The following is a 19,406-nucleotide window of genomic DNA, read 5'->3' as shown; positions in this document are numbered from 1 at the left end:
AACCTTAGACGCCTGCGTCATTTGAAAAAGGCCATTGCAGTTTTCCAGGCCAGGTCAAATGGGTGTGGACAAACTAAAGACTTGTTCTCAAGGAGCATGATCATGGCAACAGCCAAGAAAGGCGCAGCAAAAGCAGCAAGCACCAAAACAGCTAGCCCCAAAAAAGCAACGCCAGCCAAGCCCGCTACAGCACCAGTAAAAGCTTCCGCTACCAAGACCAGTCCCAGCAGCAAAACCGCTGCCCAAAAGTCCCCCACTAAAACCACTGCGACCAAGACCAGCAAGGCTGCTGTAAAAGCGCCTGCCAAGTCTGCAACCAGCGCACCGGCCAAGAAAACGGTTGCGAAAAAAGCAGCGGTGAAGAAAACCACTGCGGCAAAGAACACGACGGTCAAAGCTACCGCGACCAAAACAGCCGCCGTAAAAACCGTAGCCAAAAAAACAGCAGCGAAAAAAACGGTCGCTAAAAAAGCCGTGGCCAAAAAGGCCGTCGCTAAAAAAACAGTAGCTAAGAAAGCGACTGCGCCCAAAGCATCCAGCGCTAAATCTGCTCCTAAAAAACCTGCTGCCCCCGCTGCCGCAAAAAAAACGGCCAGCACCAAGGCAAGCAAACCCGTGGCCAAAAAAGCCACTCCCAGCAAGGCGGCAGCAAAACCTGCCACTAAAGCCGGCACCAAAGCAGCAGTAAAGACCGCGGCAAAAAAAGCCAGTCCTGCTGCCAGTGCCAAGAAACCCGTAGCTCCAAAGAAGAAAGAAGTTAAATCCGTGACCGCAGAAACCAAGACCCCAAAGACCAGCACAACGCCTAAAACCACCGCTAAGGTAGGTAATAAAACCGCAGCCCGCAAAGCGAGCAAAACGGCAGCATCACCAGCCGAACCGCTGCGCGACGACGTCAACCCCGCTGGCTCCTGGCCCTTCCCAACTGGCAAGCGTCCTTAATCACACGCCGCTTTTATATTTTTCCCCAAAGAGCCACCCTGGTCAGGGTGGCTCTTTGGTTTGTAGCACTTGCATGCGACAATTCCCTCTCCCATCAATTCATACCAAGCAACTATGTTCAGTGAAGTCGCCCTCTTCCTAATCCATATTGTTCTGTCGCTGCTGGGCACGATTTTGCTACTGCGTGCCTGGGTTTATGCGCTCAGAATCCATCCCTTCAACCCTTATTCGCAAGCCATGTTCAAAGTCACGGACTGGCTGGTCATGCCTTTGCGGCGCGTGATCAAAAGCGGCAACCGTTGGGACTGGACCTCCTTGGTCGCAGCCTGGCTAAGCGCACTGGTCTACCTGGTCCTCAGTGCGATGGTGCTGACCGGATCCATGTCCATGCTCTCGAACTTCCCCATGTTCTTGCTGGCAGCCGTCTTTACCTTGCTGCGCTGGGCCTTGAGCCTGATCTTCTGGGTTGTGCTGCTGCAAGCCCTGCTATCCTGGATTCAGCCACAATCACCCAGCATGCCTTTGCTGCGCTCGATTACTGCCCCCTTGCTGGACCCGATACGCCGTGTCCTGCCCGACTTGGGTGGCCTGGATCTGTCGCCGCTGGTCATCTTGCTGCTGACCCAAGTGCTTAATATGGTTATCACGCGCACGGCTTTCAGCCTGGTGCCAATCTAAGCACGACACGCTGCACGCTTAAAAAAACCTGGGCCACGCCCAGGTTTTTTACTTTGATGCGTCGCCATGCTTGATATTTGCCAACTTTCTGAACCGCATCAGAGTCATCCTCTAGAACACGCAACCCGCAGCCATATTCAAGCAAACAAACTCATTCTGAATTAGGCTGATCTCCTCCAAAGTCTGGAAAAAACCTTCCTTTCCTGCCCCGAATTCAAGAGCAAGAACCAGGGTGTCTTGTCCCAAGGCGGACTTTATACTGGTCTCATCGCCAATCAGTACACCACTTCCATGACTCGTCTTCCATCAAAACAGGACCGGGCCCACCGCTACCGCGAGGCCGAACAATTCCTGGCCGCACTGGACCCGGACTGGCAAGCCTTGGTCACCCATGTGGGCCCTTGCATCCATCAACCGCGCCCCGAGCGCGACCCCTACGAGGCCCTGATCCGCTCGGTGGTGTATCAGCAATTGCACACCCGTGCGGCTGAACGCATCCTGCAACGCCTGATTGATATTTATCCGCACGGCCACTGCCCAACACCTGAACAGGTGCTGGCCACTCCCTATGAAACCTTGCGTGCTTGTGGCTTGTCCGGCGCCAAGGCCAACAGTATTTTGGGGCTGGCTCAGGCGCGTTTGGATGGCATCATTCCCGATCAGGCCACCGCTTTGCAAATGCCTGATGAAGAACTGATCAAGCAATTGACCACGCTACGCGGCATAGGCCGCTGGACGGTGGAAATGATGATGATGTACACACTGGAACACGAGGACATTTTGCCTGCAGACGACTTTGGGGTGCGGGAGGGCTATCGCCATTTAAAGCGCCTGGACAAAGCCCCCTCAGCCCGAGCTTTACGTGACATTGGCCAAGCCTGGGCCCCCTATCGCAGCGTCGCATCATGGTATTTGTGGCGTATGCCCAAACACACACCCGTAGCGGCTCCTGCCCCAAACAAGGTACATCGAAGTCAACGCCTGCAGGCCAAAACGCCTCGCCCACAAGGCCCAGGCAAGCCAATTCGTTTTGCAATTACCCAATCCAGCTTGGGGGCACTGATGGTCGCAGAAAGCGAGCGCGGGATTTGTGCCATTGCTTTAGGCGATGATCCCAACATCTTGCTGGCACAGTTGCAGGATCGCTTCAAGACTGCCGAACTGATTGGTGCAGATTCCCTATTCAATCAGCGGGTCGCTCAAGTACTGGCTATGGTAGAAGAACCGACCCAAGGCTTGGATCTGCCCCTGGACATTCAAGGCACCGCCTTTCAACAGCGTGTCTGGGAGTTTCTGCGTCAGATCCCGGCAGGCCAGACCTTAAGCTATACCGAGCTTGCCAAACGCTTGAATATGCCCAATGGAGCCCGTGCAGTCGCACGAGCCTGTGCCAGCAATATTCTGGCCATTGCCATCCCCTGCCATCGAGTCTTGCGACAAAGCGGTGATCTGGCCGGCTATCGCTGGGGACTGGAGCGCAAGAAAACCTTGCTGGAGCGTGAACGCGCACAATAGAGGCACGACTTTTTAGCAGACATGAAAAACCCGGCCAATGGCCGGGTTTTGTGTGCGCAAAGCCCTGAGGCCTTGATTACATCGGCACCACACGAGTTGGGCCGTTACCGCTAAGCATACGGACACGCTGACCTACGGACAGAGGAACGTCGGCTTCCTGAGCCACCACACGGGTTTCGCCATTATCCAATTGCACCGTGATCTCCAGCCCCTGGGTCTTGCCCATGCGGTTTTCAACCGCATTACCAACCAGACCACCCAAAATAGCACCACCAATACTTGCCAGGATGCTGCCACGGCCACCACCAATGCTGCTGGCGGCCACTCCACCCAAGGCCGCGCCACCGACGGTGCCCACGCCGGAGTTCTGATCTTCCTGAATAGTGACAGCGCGTACCGAAACAACGGTACCCAAACGCACGATTTGCTCTCGCTGAGCCTGACCGTAGCTGTACACCGAGCTGGATGCTGATTTATTGGCACAACCGGCCAACAAAAACACCGGGGCCGCCAAGCTTGCCACTACCAGCAGACGCACTTTGGGTCGATCAAAAAAAGAGACGTACATACGGTTTACTCCAAAAAACGTAGCTGGCCGAACCATAAAAAATGGTAGAACGCTATCTTACAGACTGCGCTCAATCCCATAGTGCTGTTTTAGCATGGCCGAGATATCTGACCGTTTAAATTCATGATTTTGCGGGCCATCGACCTGGATTTTAATACTGCCCATCAAGTTGCCCAAGCAGCAAGCCTCCTGCCAGCTCCAACCTTTTGTAAGTCCATATAACAAACCTGCGCGATGGGCATCGCCACAGCCGGTAGGATCAACCACATGGTCCACTGGCACAGGGGCAATGTCATAAGCCTGCCCGTTGTGGTAAAGCGTGCTTCCATACTCCCCACGCGTCACAATAGCGGCCTGCAAACCCTGTGCGATCTCGGCCATGCTCTTGGCGGTACGTTGCTCAATGACTTCGGCTTCATATTCGTTCGCCGTAAGAACTTGACACAGTTCCAACATTTCCAGCAGATCTTCGCCCGTAAACAAAGGCATGGCTTGGCCCAAGTCGAAAATGAACGGCGTGCCTTGTGCGTTCAGGCGACGAGCATGCGCAAACATACCATCTTTGGAGTCCGGAGCCACAATGCCCCACGCCGCTTCTTGACCGGACAGATCAATTTGGGCCGAACTGATCATGGCACCCGGGTGGAAAGAGGTAATCTGGCTGGCAGCCAAGTCTGTAGTGATAAAGCACTGAGGGGTGAACATATCAGGCATCACGCGCACCATGCTGGTATCAATACCCAGATTCTGCAGACGCTGCACATAATCCACACCATCACTACCTACCGCCCCCACGGGCACAGGACGGCCACCCAACATATTTAATGTGTAGGCCATGTTGCCAGCACAGCCACCCCACTCTTTACGCAAACTGGGCACAAAAAAGGACACACTCAGGGTTTTGATGCTATCGGGCAAGATGTGATCTTTGAAGTACCCCTCGAAAACCGCGATCGTATCAAACGCGATCGAACCACATACCAGCACTCGCTCGGTCATAAATTACCTTATGGAAAAAAAGGGCTAATCTGGTAGCCATTAACCTGGAGCGGCCCGGTATTCAAAGGCAGACGCACCATAATTTCACTGCGCGCTGCAAACGCGGGCTCGCGTCGCTCGGGAGCCAGATACTGATCGGGCGCGATATTGCGCCGGGCGATCAAGGCTCCGGAAAAATCTTTCAAGTCCAGAACCAGTGTCGGCCACTCCTGGGGCCGCTCAAACTCGTTGCGCAGCGTAAAGCCCAACGTAGATTGCCCTGGCTGATTCGGCGCTTTATGCAAAGCCGAAGCCTGTACACGGATCTGGTCCAGACGACGCTCGTAGGGCACCTTGCACGACAAGGTCTGGCAAGTACGCTCAAACACGGGCCGCAGCATCGGTATCTGGCTGACAATCTGCACGCGATACACGTACATAAGCTGCAATACGAACACGACAATGCCAAGGACACACAAGCTGGTCCAGATCAGCGAACCCACACGCTGGCCAAAACTGGTCTCGCCCTCGTAACGCGTCTCGCGTTGCAAGGCGGGGTTGGGATCAATCACCCAACCTTGCTGGACGTGGTCCCCATCATCATCGTGGGTGCCGTCAGCCTGCCGTGAGGGGAAAGACGCACGCAAAGCACTGGCACGATCCCCCACACTGAATTGGGGTTCGGCAGCCGACCAGGGGGCCTGACCAATATGGTGTCCACCCTCTGGTTCAGCGGCTGTGCTGGCCGATACAAAAAAAGCAGCGTCTTGATCCCCCCTGGTTACAGGCTCGGCTCGAGAGCGGGCGCGGATGACAGAAGGTTCTGACGGCCGCAAAGAGGGCTCTATAGACTCAACAGACGGTTCTGCCAGCCGCACAAAAGGCTCCGCAGCATTAACAGAAGACGCTGCCGGCGTAAGCGGCGCCTGTGCCAGAATGGAGTCGGGAAATTTGCGTACCTGCAAGGAGTCGTGGGCAGTGCCTTCATCACGCGGTGGTGCGTGACGGGAATGCTCTACAAAGCGCGGCCCTGGAATAGGGCTTTGCAAGTCCACTGTCTGCACCTGCTCTTGCCGGTGTGAGGCCAATGGTTCAGGCCCCAGACGCGGCTCGGTCTGAACCGGTACAAGCGGGGAACGATAAGAAGGCTCAGGAGCTTGATCATCAATGACCTCTTCAAAGCCATCGAAGATATGCGCACATTGAATACAGCGTATATAGCCTCGGCGGCGCTGCAGCGTTTCTACGCTGGCTGCAAACGATGTCCCGCAACGGGGGCAGCGAGTCTTTAGCTCCATGAACTCACCTTAGGTTCTACCGTCTTACAAGAGGCGTTGACCAGCCAAACACACCCAGCCATCACGCTCTTGCCAGACCGACAAGGGTAGGTAGGCGGAATAGACCTCGATCATTTCCTCCGCCTGCCAATCGTAAATGCCGGACAGAATCAGGTGCCCTCCCGGTTTGACACGGTTGGCCAGCATAGGGGCCAGCATACGCAGGGGATTGGCCAGAATATTGGCGACCACCAGATCGGTTTGCCCGGCGGGCATGGCATCGGGCAGCAAGCCTTCAACCTCGACCTGATTGACTTGCGCATTGTAGCGCGTGGCAATCACGGCCTGCTCGTCAATGTCCACACCCACAGTATGGCCGGCGCCCAGCTTGCGAGCCGCAATCGCCAAAATGCCGGAGCCGCAACCGTAGTCCAGCACAGTCTGGCCAGACCGCACATGATGGGCCAACCAATCCAGACACAGGTGCGTCGTGGGGTGGCTACCGGTACCAAACGCCAGGCCAGGATCCAGTTCAATACGAACCAAGCCATCATCACCTTCCTGAGCGACGGGCAGATCCTCGTCATCCTTGTGCCAGCTAGGCACGATCAGGATACGATCGCCCACCGGGATGGGGCCAAACTGCGACTGCGTCAAACGTACCCAATCCTCATCGGGCACTTCGCGCACGCTCCATTGAGCCTTTTCAGGCTCCAGTACACCGGCGTCAAAAAGCGGTTGTAGCAACTCTTCAGGCTCCAGCTCCTCGGGCAGCAAAGCAACGACCCGATTGCGGTCCCAGGCCAGCACATCCGGCTCGATACCGGGTTCGCCAAACAGGGGCTTTTCCTGATCGGTATCACCGTCGGCATCTTCCACCGACACCGACAAGGCGCCTGCTTCAAGCAAGGCATCGGACAAGCGCTCGGCCTCGTGTTCCTGACAGCTCAGTAAGAGTTCACGCATACATAGTTTCCATAAAGCAAAACAGGGGGCTTGCCCCTGTTTTACGTAATCATTATTCTTATCAGGTCAGGCCTGTGGCCTGACCTGTTGCTGCCCTTACTTGTTACGTTGGGCCAGCTTTTGTTCCAGGTAGTGAATACTGGTGCCGCCAGCCTTGAAGCTGGCATCCTGCATCAACTCCCGGTGCAGCTCCACGTTCGTCTTGATCCCTTCCACCACCATTTCGGACAAGGCAATGTCCATACGGGCGATGGCTTGCTCACGCGTTTTACCATAGGTAATCAGCTTGGCAATCATCGAATCGTAGTACGGGGGCACGGTATAACCGGTAAAGACATGCGAGTCGATACGCACGCCAGGGCCGCCAGGGGTGTGCCACTTGCTGACCAAACCTGGGCTGGGTACGAAATTGAACGGATCTTCTGCGTTGATACGGCACTCGATCGAGTGACCTTCAAACTCAATGTCACGCTGGCGCAGCACGAACTTCTCGCCCGCAGCCACTTTGATCTGCTCTTGAACCAGATCAATGCCGGTGATCATTTCAGTGATGGTGTGCTCAACCTGAATACGGGTGTTCATCTCAATAAAGAAGAACTCGCCGTTTTCGTACAGAAACTCGAAGGTACCTGCGCCGCGGTAACGCATCTTGCGGCAGGCATCAGCACAGCGCTCGCCAATACGCTCGATCAGGCGACGGGCAATACCAGGGGCCGGTGCTTCTTCAATCACTTTCTGGTGACGACGCTGCATGGAGCAATCGCGCTCGCCCAGCCAAATAGCATTGCGTTCACCGTCAGCCAATACCTGAATTTCGATATGGCGTGGATTCTCGAGGTACTTTTCCATGTAGACCTCGGGATTGTTGAACGCCGAAGCCGCTTCAGTCTTGGTCGTGGCAACCGCAGTCAGCAAAGCCGCTTCGGTGTAGACCACGCGCATGCCACGGCCACCACCACCGCCAGAGGCTTTAATGATGACTGGGTAGCCTACTTCACGCCCGATGCGAATGATTTCAGCCGGGTCGTCCGGCAAGGCGCCATCCGAACCAGGAACCACAGGCACACCGGCCTCGATCATGGCCTTTTTGGCCATGACCTTATCGCCCATCGTACGGATGCTCTCGGGACGTGGGCCAATAAAGACAAAACCGCTCTTTTCAACACGATCAGCGAAGTCCGCGTTTTCAGCCATGAAGCCGTAGCCAGGGTGAATGGCCTCCGCATCGGTCACTTCTGCTGCCGAGATAATGGCAGGCATGCTCAGGTAGCTGTCACGAGCCTGGGCGGGGCCAATACACACGGCCTCATCAGCCAGCCGCACGTACTTGGCATCACGATCTGCTTCAGAATAAACGACGACTGTCTTGATACCCATCTCGCGGCAAGCGCGCTGGATACGCAAGGCAATTTCGCCCCGATTGGCGATTAGGATTTTTTCAAACATATCATCAACCGATGACGAACAAAGTCTGGCCGTATTCCACCGGCCCGCCATTTTCAACCAGAATTTCTTTGATCACGCCGGACTTGTCGGCTTCGATCTCGTTGAGCAGCTTCATGGCTTCGATAATGCACAAAGGCTCGCCTTCCTTGACCGTTTGGCCCACTTCCACAAAAGGAGAAGCGCCTGGGCTAGGAGCACGGTAGAAGGTGCCAACCATAGGAGCCTTGACGGCGTGGCCTTCAGGAGCGGCGGGTGCAGCGGGAGCGGCGGCAGGAGCGCCAGCGGCAGGGGCTACCACCTGGGCTACCGGAGCCTCGGGTGCATAGACCACGGGAGCAGCCGAGCTTTGCGAAAATTTAACAATGCGAACCTTGTCATCGCCTTCAGTGATTTCCAGCTCGGCAATGCCAGACTCGGCGACCAGATCGATCAGGGTTTTGAGTTTTCTAAGATCCATGCGTACTTCCCGCAACGCCGCACTAGCCACTGACTGGGTCAGGACGGCATTAAAAAATATTGGTCAAAAAAACGAAATGAACCGCTTAACTATTCAAAGCGAACCGCAGGGCGGCTTCATAACCATACGCCCCCAAACCAACAATGACACCGCTAGCGATGTCAGAGAGATAGGAGTGGTGACGGAACGGCTCACGACGGTGAACATTGGACAGATGAACTTCAATAAACGCAATACCGACACCGGCAAGTGCATCCCGTATCGCTACGCTGGTATGGGTATAGGCCCCAGCATTGATCAGGATGAAATCGACGCCCTCGGTACGGGCTTGATGAATTCGATCAACGAGCCCGCCTTCGTGATTGCTTTGAAAAAAATGACACTGCGCACCATGCTGGTCGGCCAGCACCTGTAAACCGCTATTGATATCGTCGAGAGTCTGATGTCCATAGACATCGGGTTCCCGGGTACCCAGCAGGTTGAGGTTAGGCCCGTTAAGGACCAGGACATGTTTCGCCATAGCGGATTTTTCGTCAAGACAGACCGCCTTTTTACGCTAAATAACGTCATTTGTCCATAAACCTGCTTGGCTTACAAATAGTTAGCATTGGTTCAATGCCGTTTTAAACAGGGACGCACCAGGTCTGCAATTTGACGAAATTAAGCGAAAAAGTCGGCCAGTTAGCGTTGAGCTTTAATAACTTCGTCCAACTTTTCGGGATCTATCTGGCCCAAAATGCGTTCACTGATCCGGCCATTGCTGCCGAACACCACGGTAAAGGGCAATCCACCCTTTTTATTACCCACGCTGCGCATTTGTTTCAAACCACCCGAGCCAGCCAGCAAAATGTCGTAGCTGACCGGCACGCGCTGCAGAAACTCCGTTACGTTATCCAGCGAGTCCACCGCAATGCCCACAAAGTTCACATCCGGATAGCGTTTGTGCAGCTCCTGCAGATCCGGCATCTCCTTGACGCACGGTGCGCACCAGGTAGCCCAGAAGTTGACCACCAGTGGCTTACCTATATAAGTAGAGAGCGCGTGATCTTCGCCCTGAAGGTCCTTGAAACTTTGCGCCAGGAAAGGGTCTGAAGGCAGCAAACTGGCCCAAGGAGCGGGATGCAAGGCTAAAAGACTTGCACACACTAGCGATTTCTGCAAAAAAAGACGCCTACGCATACCGGCTCACACCTGAAAAATGTCATCCGGGGATGATAGCACCGGCCCTCACCAAAGCTCACGCATCAGATCAAACAGTCGTCTAGAATACAGGCCGGAGGATTGTCATGCACATACATATACTAGGCATTTGCGGCACATTCATGGGTGGTCTGGCCCTGATTGCCCGTTCGGCTGGCCATACAGTCACAGGTTGCGACGCCGGGGTCTACCCCCCCATGAGCACGCAGCTGGAAGAACAAGGCATCGAGCTCATCGAAGGCTTTGGCGCAGAACAGACCGAGCTGGCCCCTGATCTCTATATAGTGGGCAATGTGGTCACGCGCGGCAATCCTCTGATGGAAGCCATTCTGGATCAGGGCCTGCCCTACACCTCCGGCCCGCAGTGGCTGGGCGAGAACATCCTGCACAAGCAACACGTTCTGGCCGTGGCCGGCACGCACGGTAAAACCTCCACCAGCTCCATGCTGGGCTGGATTCTGGAACAGGCCGAGCTGTCCCCCAACTTTCTGATCGGTGGCGTGGCTCCAGGCCTGGGCGTGTCGGCCCGTTTCAATCCTGAGCAATCCTTGTTTGTGATCGAGGCCGACGAATACGACACCGCTTTTTTCGACAAACGCTCCAAATTTGTTCACTACCGCCCCCGCACAGCCATTCTGAACAATCTGGAATACGATCACGCTGATATTTTCCCTGATCTGTACGCTATCCAGACACAATTTCACCATCTGGTACGCACCATCCCCTCCACCGGGCTAATTCTGCGCCCCACCCACACCCCAAGTCTGGACGAAACCCTGGCCCGAGGTTGCTGGACGCCGGTCGAACAGTTTGGCCCCGAAGGCGACTGGGACAGTCGAGCAATCAGCCCCACCTCGTTTGAAGTGATTTTCAAAGGCCAGACTCAGGGCACCGTCCAGTGGACACTGACGGGCGAACACAATCGTCTGAACGCCCTGGCCGCTATCGCCGCTGCCTACCATGTTGGCGTCAAGCCCGCACAAGCTTGCGCTGCGCTGAGCCAGTTCGCCGGTATCAAGCGCCGCATGGAAGTACGTGGCGTGGTCAAGGACATTACCGTCTACGACGATTTTGCCCACCACCCCACTGCTATTGCCACCACCCTGGCGGGTCTGCGTGGCCAAACCGGCAAGGCCTCCCGAATTCTGGCCGTACTGGAGCCACGCTCCAACACCATGAAGCTGGGTGCCATGGCGGCTCGCCTGCCCGGTTCACTGGAAGATGCCGACCTGGTGTTTTGCTATGGCCAGACCCAGGGCAAACACGCACTGGGCTGGGACGCAGCCCAGGTACTGGCGCCATTAGGCGATCGCGCCACAGCGTGGACTGATTTGGATAAAATGGTTCAGGCCATTGTTCAGGCCAGCCAGCCCGGCGATGCCATTGTCGTCATGAGTAACGGCAGCTTTGGTGGCATTCATCAGCGTCTGCTGGATCAACTGTCACGCTGACCCTCTTATCTATATAGCAGGTGCCCCCATGATCCTCTATCTACACGGCTTTCGTTCCTCGCCTTCGTCCTATAAAGCGCAGCGCCTGAAACAAGCCCTGCAAGACAGGGGCTTGCTGCACCTGTGGCGCTGCCCGCAGTTGCCCGCCAGCCCGGCCCAGGCCATTGCCATGTGCAAGCGTATTGTGGACACACAAATGCAGGCGGGCATGGACGCCGATCAATTATGTGTAATCGGCTCCTCGCTGGGCGGTTACTATGCCAGCCACCTGGCACAGCACTATCACAGCCGCGCCGTGCTGCTTAACCCGGTGGTCTACGCAGGACGGGATCTGGCAACCCAAGTGGGCGAACACGTCTGCTATCACTCGCCCGATCCCTTCCATTTCCTGCCCGACCATGTAGATGAGCTTAACGACATTCACGTACCGCGCCCCAGCGATCCCCAGCGCTTTTACCTGCTGGCTGCCAAAGGAGATGAAGTCCTGAGCTGGCGCGAAATGGCGGACTGGTACAAAGGCAGCCAAGGACACATTCTGGAGGGCGGAGATCACGGCCTGACCGACTTTGATCCTTGGATCGACGAAATTTTGCGCTTTGCCCTGCCACAACCTTAACTATCTTTACCGGATGGCCAGTCCCATCCAGATGGAAAATCATGTACGTCCTTTTTGAAGACAGCGGTAATTTCAAAGCAGAAAAAATCTTTTCTGACAGCGATACCACCATGCAGGTGGAATCCGCGTCTGGCAAACGCAGCAAAATCAAGAAAAACAGCGTTCTATTTACCTTCGAGCAGCCCGGCCCGGCAGAACTGCTGGAAAAAGCCCAGGCACTGGCCGAATCCCTGGATATCAACTTTTTGTGGGAATGCGCCCCTCAGGACGAATTTGAGGCCTCCACGCTGGCACAGGAGTATTTTGGCCACGCACCCAACGCTATCGAAAAGACCGGCACCCTCTTTGCCTTACATAGTGCGCCCGCCTACTTCCACCGTCGTGGCAAGGGACTGTATCGCCCCGCCCCTCCGGAAATTTTGCAAGCTGCCCTGGCTGCCATTGAGAAAAAGCGCCTGCAGCAAGAGCAAATCCAGACCTGGGCCGAACAGATGATCAAGGGCGAACTGCCGCCTGAAATCGCTCAGAAGGCCAGCACCTTTCTGACCCAGCCAGACAAGAACACACTGGAATGGAAAGCCTTTGACCAGGCCCAGAAAGAATTGGGTGTCAGCACGGAAAAGCTGCTGCTATCGCTGGGTGCCTGGTCCAATCCGCTGACCTTGCATCAACATCGCTTTCTGGCCGCGCATTTCCCCAAAGGCACGGGCTTTCCCCATATTTCCCTACAAGACTGGGGACAGGATCTGCCCGAGGCCAATGTCACCGCTTATTCAGTGGACGACGCCAATACGATTGAAATTGACGATGCCCTGTCCGTCCAGCATCCAGAACCGGGGCGCCTGCGTGTCGGGGTTCACATCGCTGTGCCTTCACTGGCCATGACACGCGGCAACGAGATCGACCAAATTGCCCGCAATCGCATGGCTACGGTGTACACGCCAGGCCATAAGATTCCCATGCTGCCGCCCGAACTGATCGCGCGTTTCTCGCTGGATCAAGGCCAAACTCGCCCCACCCTGTCGCTGTATGTAGACGCCGATATCAGCACCGGCGAAATCCTGTCACATCAGACCCGTCTGGAACGCATTACTGTGGCGGGCAACTTGCGTCAGCATGAACTGGACCCACTGATCAGCGAAGCAGCCCTGGCCGACGAAAACGCCGAGCTGCCTTACGAACAATGGCTGCGCCCCCTGTGGAACTTCTCACGCCAATTATCGGCTCAGCGTGAAGCGGTAAGGGGCAAGCCAGAAAACAATAACCGGGTCGAGTACAGCTTCGAGCTGGATGGCCCGCACGACGATCCCAACTCCATCATTCGCCTGGTGCCTCGTGTGCGCAATGCGCCGCTAAGCCTGTTGATTGCTGAATACATGATTCTGGCCAATCAATTGTGGGGCGGCTTGCTGGCCGAGCACAATGTACCTGGCATCTATCGCTCCCAGCAGTTCATGCGTACCCGCATGTCCACCACGCCCGGCCCGCACGAATCCATTGGTGTGCCGCAATACATCTGGTCCACCTCGCCCCTGCGCCGTTATGTGGACCTGATCAACCAGGGCCAGATTCTGGCGGCTGCCGAGCACGGGATCTCTGCACGTCTGGCGGCCCCCTTTCAGCCCAAAGATGCGGATTTGTACGCCATCATTGGGGCCTTTGAATCGCAATACACCCAGTGGTCGGACTACCAGTCCTCTCTGGAGCGCTTCTGGTGCCTGCGCTGGCTGCAACAAAACGACATCAAACAGGTCCAGGCCAGCTTCATCAAGGAAGATCTGGTGCGCCTGACCAATGCGCCACTCGTGCTTCACGTACCTGGCCTGCCCGCGCTGGAACGTGGCCAGGAAGTCACGCTGGATCTGTTGTCTTTCGACGAACTGGCTTTGACGGTAGAAGCCCGCTTGCGCTCGGTCGCCACGGCGGACTGACGACCATGGTCAAACCCGACCGCCGCCACGCGCCCAAAGATTATCTGTGGCTGGCGGTCGCCCTTTCAGCACTGATTCACCTTTTGCTGATCTTCTGGCCCAGCCGCCCTCCCTCACCAGCGCCAGCCAATCATCTGGATGTAGCACTGGTCAATTTCAGTACCGATTCGGTGCCCTTAAGCCCGCAACTCTTGGCGCAACTGAATCTGGATGGAGGTGGAGAGCATCAGCAAGGACAGGCCAGCAACCCTTTGCCACTGACGGATCCTAATCTACCCAATCAGTTGGTGCTGGAAGCCTTGCGTGCCCGCCAGCAAAGCCTGGAAGCTGAACAGCAGCGCCTGCTCGGTGAGCTGGAAAGCCGGGACAAAGCCCCGCCTTCCACACCCAACCCTGAATATATTGGAGCTTCCATTGAGCCCGGCCCGGACGACCATGATCTGGACCCGCACATTCAAAATAGCCAGCTAGCTATTTTGCGCGAGCAAATCCGTGAACAGCAACGCCAACCACGCTATCACTATGTAGGCCCCAGCGCCAAAGCCAGCGAGCAGGCCCAGTATCTAGACCAGTGGCGTCAAAAAATTGAGCAAACCGGCACGCGTCACTACCCGAAACAGGATGGCAAACAGCTATACGGTCAGTTGCAAATGACGGTTTACATCCGACGCGATGGCAGCTTGCTGCGCGCCCAGATTACTGAACCCTCGGACCAGGCCGCCCTGAATCTGGCTGCACGACGTATTGTTGAGCTGGCCGCCCCCTTCGCCCCCCTACCTGAGCACGTGGCCCTCGGCGCGGATGTACTCGTCATTACCCGCAGTTGGAGCTTTACGCATGACAAACTCAGTATGCAAGGCGGGGGTACGCAGTAAGAGCGTATTGTCCACAGCAAGCCCAAGCAAGAGCAGCCCCTAGGGTAAAATACCTGCTTTCAGCCTGAGTGCTGAGTCCTCACAACAAGACACGCATCGCCTAACCATGCCCGACACGACCCCCGCCAAGCGCTACGGCGTTATTGGCCACCCTATCGAGCACAGCCGCTCCCCACACATTCATACGCAGTTTGCCAGCCAATTCAACCTGGCCCTGAGCTACGAGCGTATCCTGGCGCCGCTGGATGGCTTTGCCGCCACCGTGGAGGAGTTTTTCAAGAACGGCAGCGGCCTGAACGTCACTCTGCCTTTCAAAGAGCAGGCTTATGATCTGGTCGGCCCACGTCTGAGTCGTCGGGCCCGCATGGCCGGAGCCGTCAATACCTTATGGCTGGAAGACGGCCAACTACATGGATGCAATACCGATGGCGTGGGCCTGTGCTCGGACCTGCTGCGTATCGGCCACAAGCCGGAAGGCAAACGTATCTTGCTGATCGGTGCAGGGGGTGCTTCACGTGGGGTGGTGTTCCCTTTGCTGGAGGCCGGTTGCGAGATGCTGCACATCATCAATCGCACCAGTGCCAAAGCCTACGACATTCGTGAACAGGTCGTCGCGCTAGACCCGGATGCCTCCCGCCGCCTGAGCGCAGGCGGTCTGGATGACCATTGCGGCGACTGGGATATTGTGATCAATGCCACCTCGGCCAGCCTGAACCAAAACCTGCCCGAACTGCCCAACGCGCGGTACCGCAGCAATTCCCTGGCTTACGATATGTTCTACGCCAGTGAGCCCACCGCTTTCATGCGCGCCGCCGAGCAAGCCGGTGCCACACAGAGCATAGATGGCCTGGGCATGCTGGTCGGCCAAGCGGCCGCCAGCTTTCAAATCTGGCACGGTGTGAAGGCCGATGTCGAACCTGTACTGGCCAAGCTGCGCCAGGAAATCGGGCAAGTCTGACGTGCGTCGCCTACTGGTCCACCCCTGGAAACTGGCGGGCCTAGCCGCCTTGGCCGTGGCTGCCGGTGTCCTGATCTATCAGATCGCCCTGTTTGTAATGGTGCTCTGGTACAGCGTGATGCCACCACGCATGACAACCTTCATGGCGGCAGAACAGGGCCAGTTACGCAGCGCCAATGCAGACGCCGAACTGCACTACCAGTGGGTCCCCTACGACAGGATCAGCGTCAACTTGAAACGTGCCGTGATTGCCTCCGAAGACTCAAACTTCCTGAACCACTCCGGTGTCGAATGGGATGCCATTCGTCAAGCATGGGAATACAACCGCCGCCAGTCAGAAAAAGGCTCTGCCCGCCGTCGCGGCGGCTCTACCATTTCCCAACAATTGGCCAAGAATCTGTTTCTGTCAGAGTCCCGAAGCTATTTGCGCAAAGGTCAGGAACTGATTTTGACCTATATGATTGAAACCGTCATGAGCAAGGAGCGTATCCTGGAGCTGTACCTGAACGTGGCTCAATGGGGAGAAGGTGTATTTGGTGCCCAGGCGGCAGCACGCCACTACTTCAAAGTCGATGCGGCCAAACTCAGTGCCATGCAATCGGCCCGTCTGGCAAGCATGTTGCCCAATCCGGCCTACTATGACAAAAACCGTAACAGCTCCTACTTACAATCGCGCACACGCACCATCAGTCAACGTATGCGACAAGTCGCTATTCCCTGACTGCAATCTGCATTTTTGTTAAGCTAGCCACGTCTTTCCTGGGCCCTATTTTCATGCGCACCGCTCGCCGCTATCTCGCTTCCGAAATCTATCGCTCCAGCGCTGTGGTGCTGATTGCCTTGCTTGGCCTGTTCAGCTTTTTTGCCCTGATCGAAGAGCTGGACAACGTAGGCTCCAAATTCACCCTGATGAATCTTTTTTACATCCAGGCCCTGGAGCTACCCACCCGTTTGTACGATCTGCTCCCCATCGGCCTGCTGATTGGTGCCACCCTGGCCCTGGCCAGCCTGGCACAACGCAATGAGCTCGTGATTTTGCGCGCCTCAGGCGTCAGCGGCCTGCATATGATGCTGATGCTCTGGACCATTACCTTGCCCTTGGTGGCTGGTGCTTTTGTCCTGTCCGAGTACGTCACCCCTATGGCCGAGATCAAATCCAGCGAGCAAGGCATGGCCTTACTGGGCCGCTCTGGTGGCGGGCGCCTGGACAGCGGCTACTGGTTCAAGGAAAGCAACGATAGTGGTGGGGTGCGCATCATCAATATTGCCAATCTGCAAGGCGATGGCAAAGTCAGCGATGTCAGCGTGTTTGACTTCTCGGACGGACAACGCCTGAGCTCAATGACACAAGCGCCAACGGGTCAATTCCACAAAAACCAGCTGGACTTGCAGGACGTGACCGAAACCTACGTCAGCGAGCAATCCCACGAGGCCTTGGCCCAAGACAAGGCGCCGGACCAGCCTCTGGTTCGCATAGAAAAACGTCCAGACCTGTCACTGACCACCACACTGACACCTGATCGTCTGATTGCCCGAGTGGTCACACCCGAACGCATGTCCATTCTGGATTTGAAGGATTACATTGGCTATCTGGATGCGAACAAGCTGCAAACCAAACGCCAGGTTGTCGCCTTGTGGCGCAAAGTTGCCTACCCCTTCACCTTGCTGGTCATGATTACCATTGCCGCACCTATCGGCTTTATGCAGACCCGCCACGGCGGTGTAGGAACAAAAGTCTTTACAGGTATCTTGCTGGGCGTAGGCTTTTTCATGATCAACCAGTTGGCCTTGAACGTAGCCATGCTCAGTAACCTGGCGCCGTGGGTCACCGCACTGGTTCCAAACCTGATTGCCATGGCCATGGCCTTGAGTGCCCTTATCATGATGGAAAACCGGCACAATCGGCGTCGCCGAAACTCCAGTACGACTAACTAAATCATGTCCTTAGCTACTTCCCCTGCCATCTGGGCGATTGGTGATATTCAAGGCTGCTGCCGCCCCCTGGACAGCTTGCTCAGCCACCCTGATGTCGCAGCCGATAACCAGGCCAAGTTCTGGTTCGCAGGCGACCTGGTCAACCGTGGCCCGGACTCGCTCGGTGCGCTGCGCCTGATTCGCTCCCTGGGGGATCGCGCCGTCTGCGTGCTGGGTAACCACGACATCCACTGTCTGGCCGTAGCGGCCGGAGTGCGCAAATCCGGCAAGCAAGACACCTTGCAACAATTGCTGGCTGCCCCTGACGCAGCAGAACTGCTGGACTGGTTACGACACCAGCCGCTCGCCCACTACGAACATGGTCATTTGATGGTGCATGCTGGCGTGCATCCCGACTGGAGCCCACAACAAACGCTGGAATACGCCCACGAGCTGGAGGCACTGCTGCGTGCGGATGACTGGCAAGACAAAATTATCGAATTGTTCGGCAACAACCCGGATCGTTGGGATGCCGGACTGCAAGGCTATGACCGCCTGCGTGCCCTTGTCAGCACCCTAACGCGCATGCGTATGTGTGATGTGAATGGCCGCATGGACTTCAAGCACAAAGGGGCACCGGATGCCGAATCGGGTTTACTGGCGTGGTTTGAATTGCCAAATCGCGCCTGTGCCCAGGTGCCTATTATTTTTGGTCATTGGTCTACGCTGGGCTTGCTGAACACGCCTACGGTGATCAGTCTGGATACCGGCTGCGTCTGGGGTCGTCAGCTTAGCGCTGTGCGTCTGCAAGACCGACACCTGGTTCAGATTCACTGCCCGGAAAGCAAAAAACCGGGCTGAGCCTCTCAGGCCTCGACGGTGACAGCTTCGGGACAAACGACGGCGCGAATCTGTTCACGGGCATTTTGTGCCGTTTGTGAGCGCCCCCACTCCGTACAGGACTGGGCTGGGATCAGGTCAAGAAAATGGCAATGCACCGACACCTTGCGGGCGCTTAGCAACACCCAGATGTTAGCTACCAGGGATTGCTCCCCCACAAAGGCAAAACGCTCACTGCGTTGCCCAGCTTGCTCAAACAACAAAGCCATCGGTTGAATATCGACATTCAAGGCAATGGCAGCCTCAAACAAACTGGCGTGGAAAGGCCGGACATCCATTCCTGTGGAGGTAGTGCCTTCAGGAAAAAGCCCTACAGCATCGCCACGCTCAAAGCAGCTTGCCATTTGCTGGCTGACAACCTGAATGGCACGACGCTGACCACGCTCGATAAACACGGTCCCTGCACCGGCAACCAGCCAGCCGATGACAGGCCAGCGTCGAATATCGCTTTTGGCAATAAAAGACGTGCAGCGCACACTATTGATGACGAAGATATCCAGCCAGGACACATGGTTGGATACGTACAGTACAGCGCGATCCTGAACCGCCTGACCATGCGCAATAACACGCACCCCGCAGATACACATCAAGAGGCGCGACATGCGCAGCACCATGACGCGACGTCCACCTGGACGCAATACCGGAAAAAGCAGACCGACGCTTAACAAGCCGACCACGACCCACACAATCAGAACGACAGCGCGCCAACTAAAACGAAATAAACTAATCAAAAG

Annotated in this window: 20 protein-coding genes; 10 read left to right on the top strand and 10 right to left on the bottom strand. The window is 56.2% G+C overall.

Annotated elements, in window-relative coordinates; all coding sequences use genetic code 11:
- Positions 1-17 precede the first annotated feature (17 nt).
- Entirely contained in the window at positions 18-857 is an 840-nt protein-coding gene (locus tag AC6I6N_RS17150) for a hypothetical protein (protein WP_203226726.1), read from the bottom strand.
- A gap of 199 nt (positions 858-1,056) precedes the next feature.
- Here AC6I6N_RS17150 and AC6I6N_RS17145 point away from each other — a divergent pair, with 199 nt between their 5' ends.
- Both AC6I6N_RS17145 and AC6I6N_RS17140 read left to right on the top strand, forming a co-directional pair.
- Positions 1,057-1,620 (top strand): YggT family protein, encoded by a 564-nt coding sequence (locus AC6I6N_RS17145; RefSeq protein ID WP_094197728.1) that lies wholly within the window; start codon positions 1,057-1,059, stop codon positions 1,618-1,620.
- A gap of 291 nt (positions 1,621-1,911) precedes the next feature.
- Entirely contained in the window at positions 1,912-3,135 is a 1,224-nt protein-coding gene (locus tag AC6I6N_RS17140; protein ID WP_125277692.1) for a methylated-DNA--[protein]-cysteine S-methyltransferase, read from the top strand.
- Between the two features lie 76 nt (positions 3,136-3,211).
- On the opposite strand, the gene AC6I6N_RS17135 is transcribed toward AC6I6N_RS17140, so the two are convergent.
- The 8 genes from AC6I6N_RS17135 to AC6I6N_RS17100 all read right to left on the bottom strand — a co-directional run bounded on the left by AC6I6N_RS17135 (position 3,212) and on the right by AC6I6N_RS17100 (position 10,006).
- On the bottom strand, positions 3,212-3,703 hold the full coding sequence (locus AC6I6N_RS17135; RefSeq protein WP_003801873.1) for an outer membrane lipoprotein: 492 nt from the start codon (positions 3,701-3,703) through the stop codon (positions 3,212-3,214).
- Between the two features lie 57 nt (positions 3,704-3,760).
- The gene (locus AC6I6N_RS17130) at positions 3,761-4,702 is read right to left on the bottom strand and encodes a carbohydrate kinase family protein (RefSeq protein ID WP_108728548.1); all 942 of its coding nucleotides are present in this window, start codon (positions 4,700-4,702) and stop codon (positions 3,761-3,763) included.
- 8 nt (positions 4,703-4,710) lie between these two features.
- Positions 4,711-5,979: a zinc-ribbon and DUF3426 domain-containing protein gene (locus AC6I6N_RS17125; protein ID WP_321268745.1), complete on the bottom strand. Its 1,269-nt coding sequence runs from the start codon at positions 5,977-5,979 to the stop codon at positions 4,711-4,713.
- 24 nt (positions 5,980-6,003) lie between these two features.
- Positions 6,004-6,924 carry a 50S ribosomal protein L11 methyltransferase gene (prmA, locus tag AC6I6N_RS17120; RefSeq protein WP_321268744.1) on the bottom strand — a complete coding sequence of 307 codons (921 nt, stop codon included), beginning with the start codon at positions 6,922-6,924 and terminating at the stop codon, positions 6,004-6,006.
- A gap of 96 nt (positions 6,925-7,020) precedes the next feature.
- A complete protein-coding gene (gene accC, locus AC6I6N_RS17115; protein ID WP_094197733.1) occupies positions 7,021-8,370 on the bottom strand; it encodes an acetyl-CoA carboxylase biotin carboxylase subunit in 1,350 nt (449 codons plus the stop codon).
- Between the two features lie 4 nt (positions 8,371-8,374).
- Positions 8,375-8,827, bottom strand: coding sequence for an acetyl-CoA carboxylase biotin carboxyl carrier protein (gene accB / locus AC6I6N_RS17110; RefSeq protein ID WP_094197734.1), 453 nt, complete (start codon positions 8,825-8,827; stop codon positions 8,375-8,377).
- Positions 8,828-8,912: 85 nt separating this feature from the next.
- Complete coding sequence (aroQ, locus tag AC6I6N_RS17105) at positions 8,913-9,347, bottom strand: type II 3-dehydroquinate dehydratase (RefSeq protein WP_094197735.1); 435 nt, start codon at positions 9,345-9,347, stop codon at positions 8,913-8,915.
- Between the two features lie 161 nt (positions 9,348-9,508).
- Positions 9,509-10,006 carry a TlpA family protein disulfide reductase gene (locus AC6I6N_RS17100; protein WP_094197736.1) on the bottom strand — a complete coding sequence of 166 codons (498 nt, stop codon included), beginning with the start codon at positions 10,004-10,006 and terminating at the stop codon, positions 9,509-9,511.
- Positions 10,007-10,113: 107 nt separating this feature from the next.
- Between AC6I6N_RS17100 and mpl the strand changes: the two genes are divergently transcribed.
- From mpl to AC6I6N_RS17060, 8 genes are all read left to right on the top strand, one after another.
- Positions 10,114-11,478: a UDP-N-acetylmuramate:L-alanyl-gamma-D-glutamyl-meso-diaminopimelate ligase gene (gene mpl / locus AC6I6N_RS17095; protein WP_094197737.1), complete on the top strand. Its 1,365-nt coding sequence runs from the start codon at positions 10,114-10,116 to the stop codon at positions 11,476-11,478.
- Between the two features lie 28 nt (positions 11,479-11,506).
- Positions 11,507-12,094 carry a YqiA/YcfP family alpha/beta fold hydrolase gene (locus AC6I6N_RS17090; RefSeq protein ID WP_094197738.1) on the top strand — a complete coding sequence of 196 codons (588 nt, stop codon included), beginning with the start codon at positions 11,507-11,509 and terminating at the stop codon, positions 12,092-12,094.
- 41 nt (positions 12,095-12,135) lie between these two features.
- Complete coding sequence (locus AC6I6N_RS17085) at positions 12,136-14,025, top strand: ribonuclease catalytic domain-containing protein (protein WP_321268743.1); 1,890 nt, start codon at positions 12,136-12,138, stop codon at positions 14,023-14,025.
- 5 nt (positions 14,026-14,030) lie between these two features.
- Complete coding sequence (locus AC6I6N_RS17080; RefSeq protein ID WP_321268742.1) at positions 14,031-14,900, top strand: energy transducer TonB; 870 nt, start codon at positions 14,031-14,033, stop codon at positions 14,898-14,900.
- Positions 14,901-15,006: 106 nt separating this feature from the next.
- Positions 15,007-15,858, top strand: a complete 852-nt coding sequence (aroE, locus tag AC6I6N_RS17075; protein ID WP_094197741.1) for a shikimate dehydrogenase — start codon at positions 15,007-15,009, stop codon at positions 15,856-15,858.
- Entirely contained in the window at positions 15,809-16,579 is a 771-nt protein-coding gene (gene mtgA / locus AC6I6N_RS17070) for a monofunctional biosynthetic peptidoglycan transglycosylase (RefSeq protein ID WP_321268741.1), read from the top strand. The genes aroE and mtgA overlap by 50 nt, the downstream gene beginning before the upstream one ends.
- Before the next feature lie 53 nt (positions 16,580-16,632).
- Positions 16,633-17,793: an LPS export ABC transporter permease LptG gene (gene lptG, locus AC6I6N_RS17065; protein ID WP_094197743.1), complete on the top strand. Its 1,161-nt coding sequence runs from the start codon at positions 16,633-16,635 to the stop codon at positions 17,791-17,793.
- Between the two features lie 3 nt (positions 17,794-17,796).
- Positions 17,797-18,633, top strand: coding sequence for a symmetrical bis(5'-nucleosyl)-tetraphosphatase (locus AC6I6N_RS17060; RefSeq protein WP_125277689.1), 837 nt, complete (start codon positions 17,797-17,799; stop codon positions 18,631-18,633).
- 5 nt (positions 18,634-18,638) lie between these two features.
- On the opposite strand, the gene AC6I6N_RS17055 is transcribed toward AC6I6N_RS17060, so the two are convergent.
- The gene (locus tag AC6I6N_RS17055) at positions 18,639-19,403 is read right to left on the bottom strand and encodes a lysophospholipid acyltransferase family protein (RefSeq protein WP_094197745.1); all 765 of its coding nucleotides are present in this window, start codon (positions 19,401-19,403) and stop codon (positions 18,639-18,641) included.
- Positions 19,404-19,406 lie beyond the last annotated feature (3 nt).

The sequence above is a fragment of the Alcaligenes sp. LTN-3 genome (assembly GCF_059735605.1).
The sequence above is the reverse complement of the archived record's forward strand: the minus strand, read 5'-3'. Positions and strand labels throughout refer to the sequence as shown.

Excerpts from the sequence above, each read along its gene's own strand:
- AC6I6N_RS17090 (WP_094197738.1), top strand. The coding sequence starts at position 11,507 with ATGATCCTCTATCTACACGGCTTTCGTTCCTCGCCTTCGTCCTATAAA.
- prmA (WP_321268744.1), bottom strand. The coding sequence starts at position 6,924 with ATGCGTGAACTCTTACTGAGCTGTCAGGAACACGAGGCCGAGCGCTTG.
- AC6I6N_RS17135 (WP_003801873.1), bottom strand. The coding sequence starts at position 3,703 with ATGTACGTCTCTTTTTTTGATCGACCCAAAGTGCGTCTGCTGGTAGTG.
- mpl (WP_094197737.1), top strand. The coding sequence starts at position 10,114 with ATGCACATACATATACTAGGCATTTGCGGCACATTCATGGGTGGTCTG.
- aroE (WP_094197741.1), top strand. The coding sequence starts at position 15,007 with ATGCCCGACACGACCCCCGCCAAGCGCTACGGCGTTATTGGCCACCCT.
- accB (WP_094197734.1), bottom strand. The coding sequence starts at position 8,827 with ATGGATCTTAGAAAACTCAAAACCCTGATCGATCTGGTCGCCGAGTCT.
- AC6I6N_RS17125 (WP_321268745.1), bottom strand. The coding sequence starts at position 5,979 with ATGGAGCTAAAGACTCGCTGCCCCCGTTGCGGGACATCGTTTGCAGCC.
- lptG (WP_094197743.1), top strand. The coding sequence starts at position 16,633 with ATGCGCACCGCTCGCCGCTATCTCGCTTCCGAAATCTATCGCTCCAGC.
- AC6I6N_RS17085 (WP_321268743.1), top strand. The coding sequence starts at position 12,136 with ATGTACGTCCTTTTTGAAGACAGCGGTAATTTCAAAGCAGAAAAAATC.
- AC6I6N_RS17100 (WP_094197736.1), bottom strand. The coding sequence starts at position 10,006 with ATGCGTAGGCGTCTTTTTTTGCAGAAATCGCTAGTGTGTGCAAGTCTT.
- AC6I6N_RS17145 (WP_094197728.1), top strand. The coding sequence starts at position 1,057 with ATGTTCAGTGAAGTCGCCCTCTTCCTAATCCATATTGTTCTGTCGCTG.
- AC6I6N_RS17140 (WP_125277692.1), top strand. The coding sequence starts at position 1,912 with ATGACTCGTCTTCCATCAAAACAGGACCGGGCCCACCGCTACCGCGAG.
- aroQ (WP_094197735.1), bottom strand. The coding sequence starts at position 9,347 with ATGGCGAAACATGTCCTGGTCCTTAACGGGCCTAACCTCAACCTGCTG.
- mtgA (WP_321268741.1), top strand. The coding sequence starts at position 15,809 with ATGTCGAACCTGTACTGGCCAAGCTGCGCCAGGAAATCGGGCAAGTCT.
- AC6I6N_RS17060 (WP_125277689.1), top strand. The coding sequence starts at position 17,797 with ATGTCCTTAGCTACTTCCCCTGCCATCTGGGCGATTGGTGATATTCAA.
- accC (WP_094197733.1), bottom strand. The coding sequence starts at position 8,370 with ATGTTTGAAAAAATCCTAATCGCCAATCGGGGCGAAATTGCCTTGCGT.
- AC6I6N_RS17130 (WP_108728548.1), bottom strand. The coding sequence starts at position 4,702 with ATGACCGAGCGAGTGCTGGTATGTGGTTCGATCGCGTTTGATACGATC.
- AC6I6N_RS17080 (WP_321268742.1), top strand. The coding sequence starts at position 14,031 with ATGGTCAAACCCGACCGCCGCCACGCGCCCAAAGATTATCTGTGGCTG.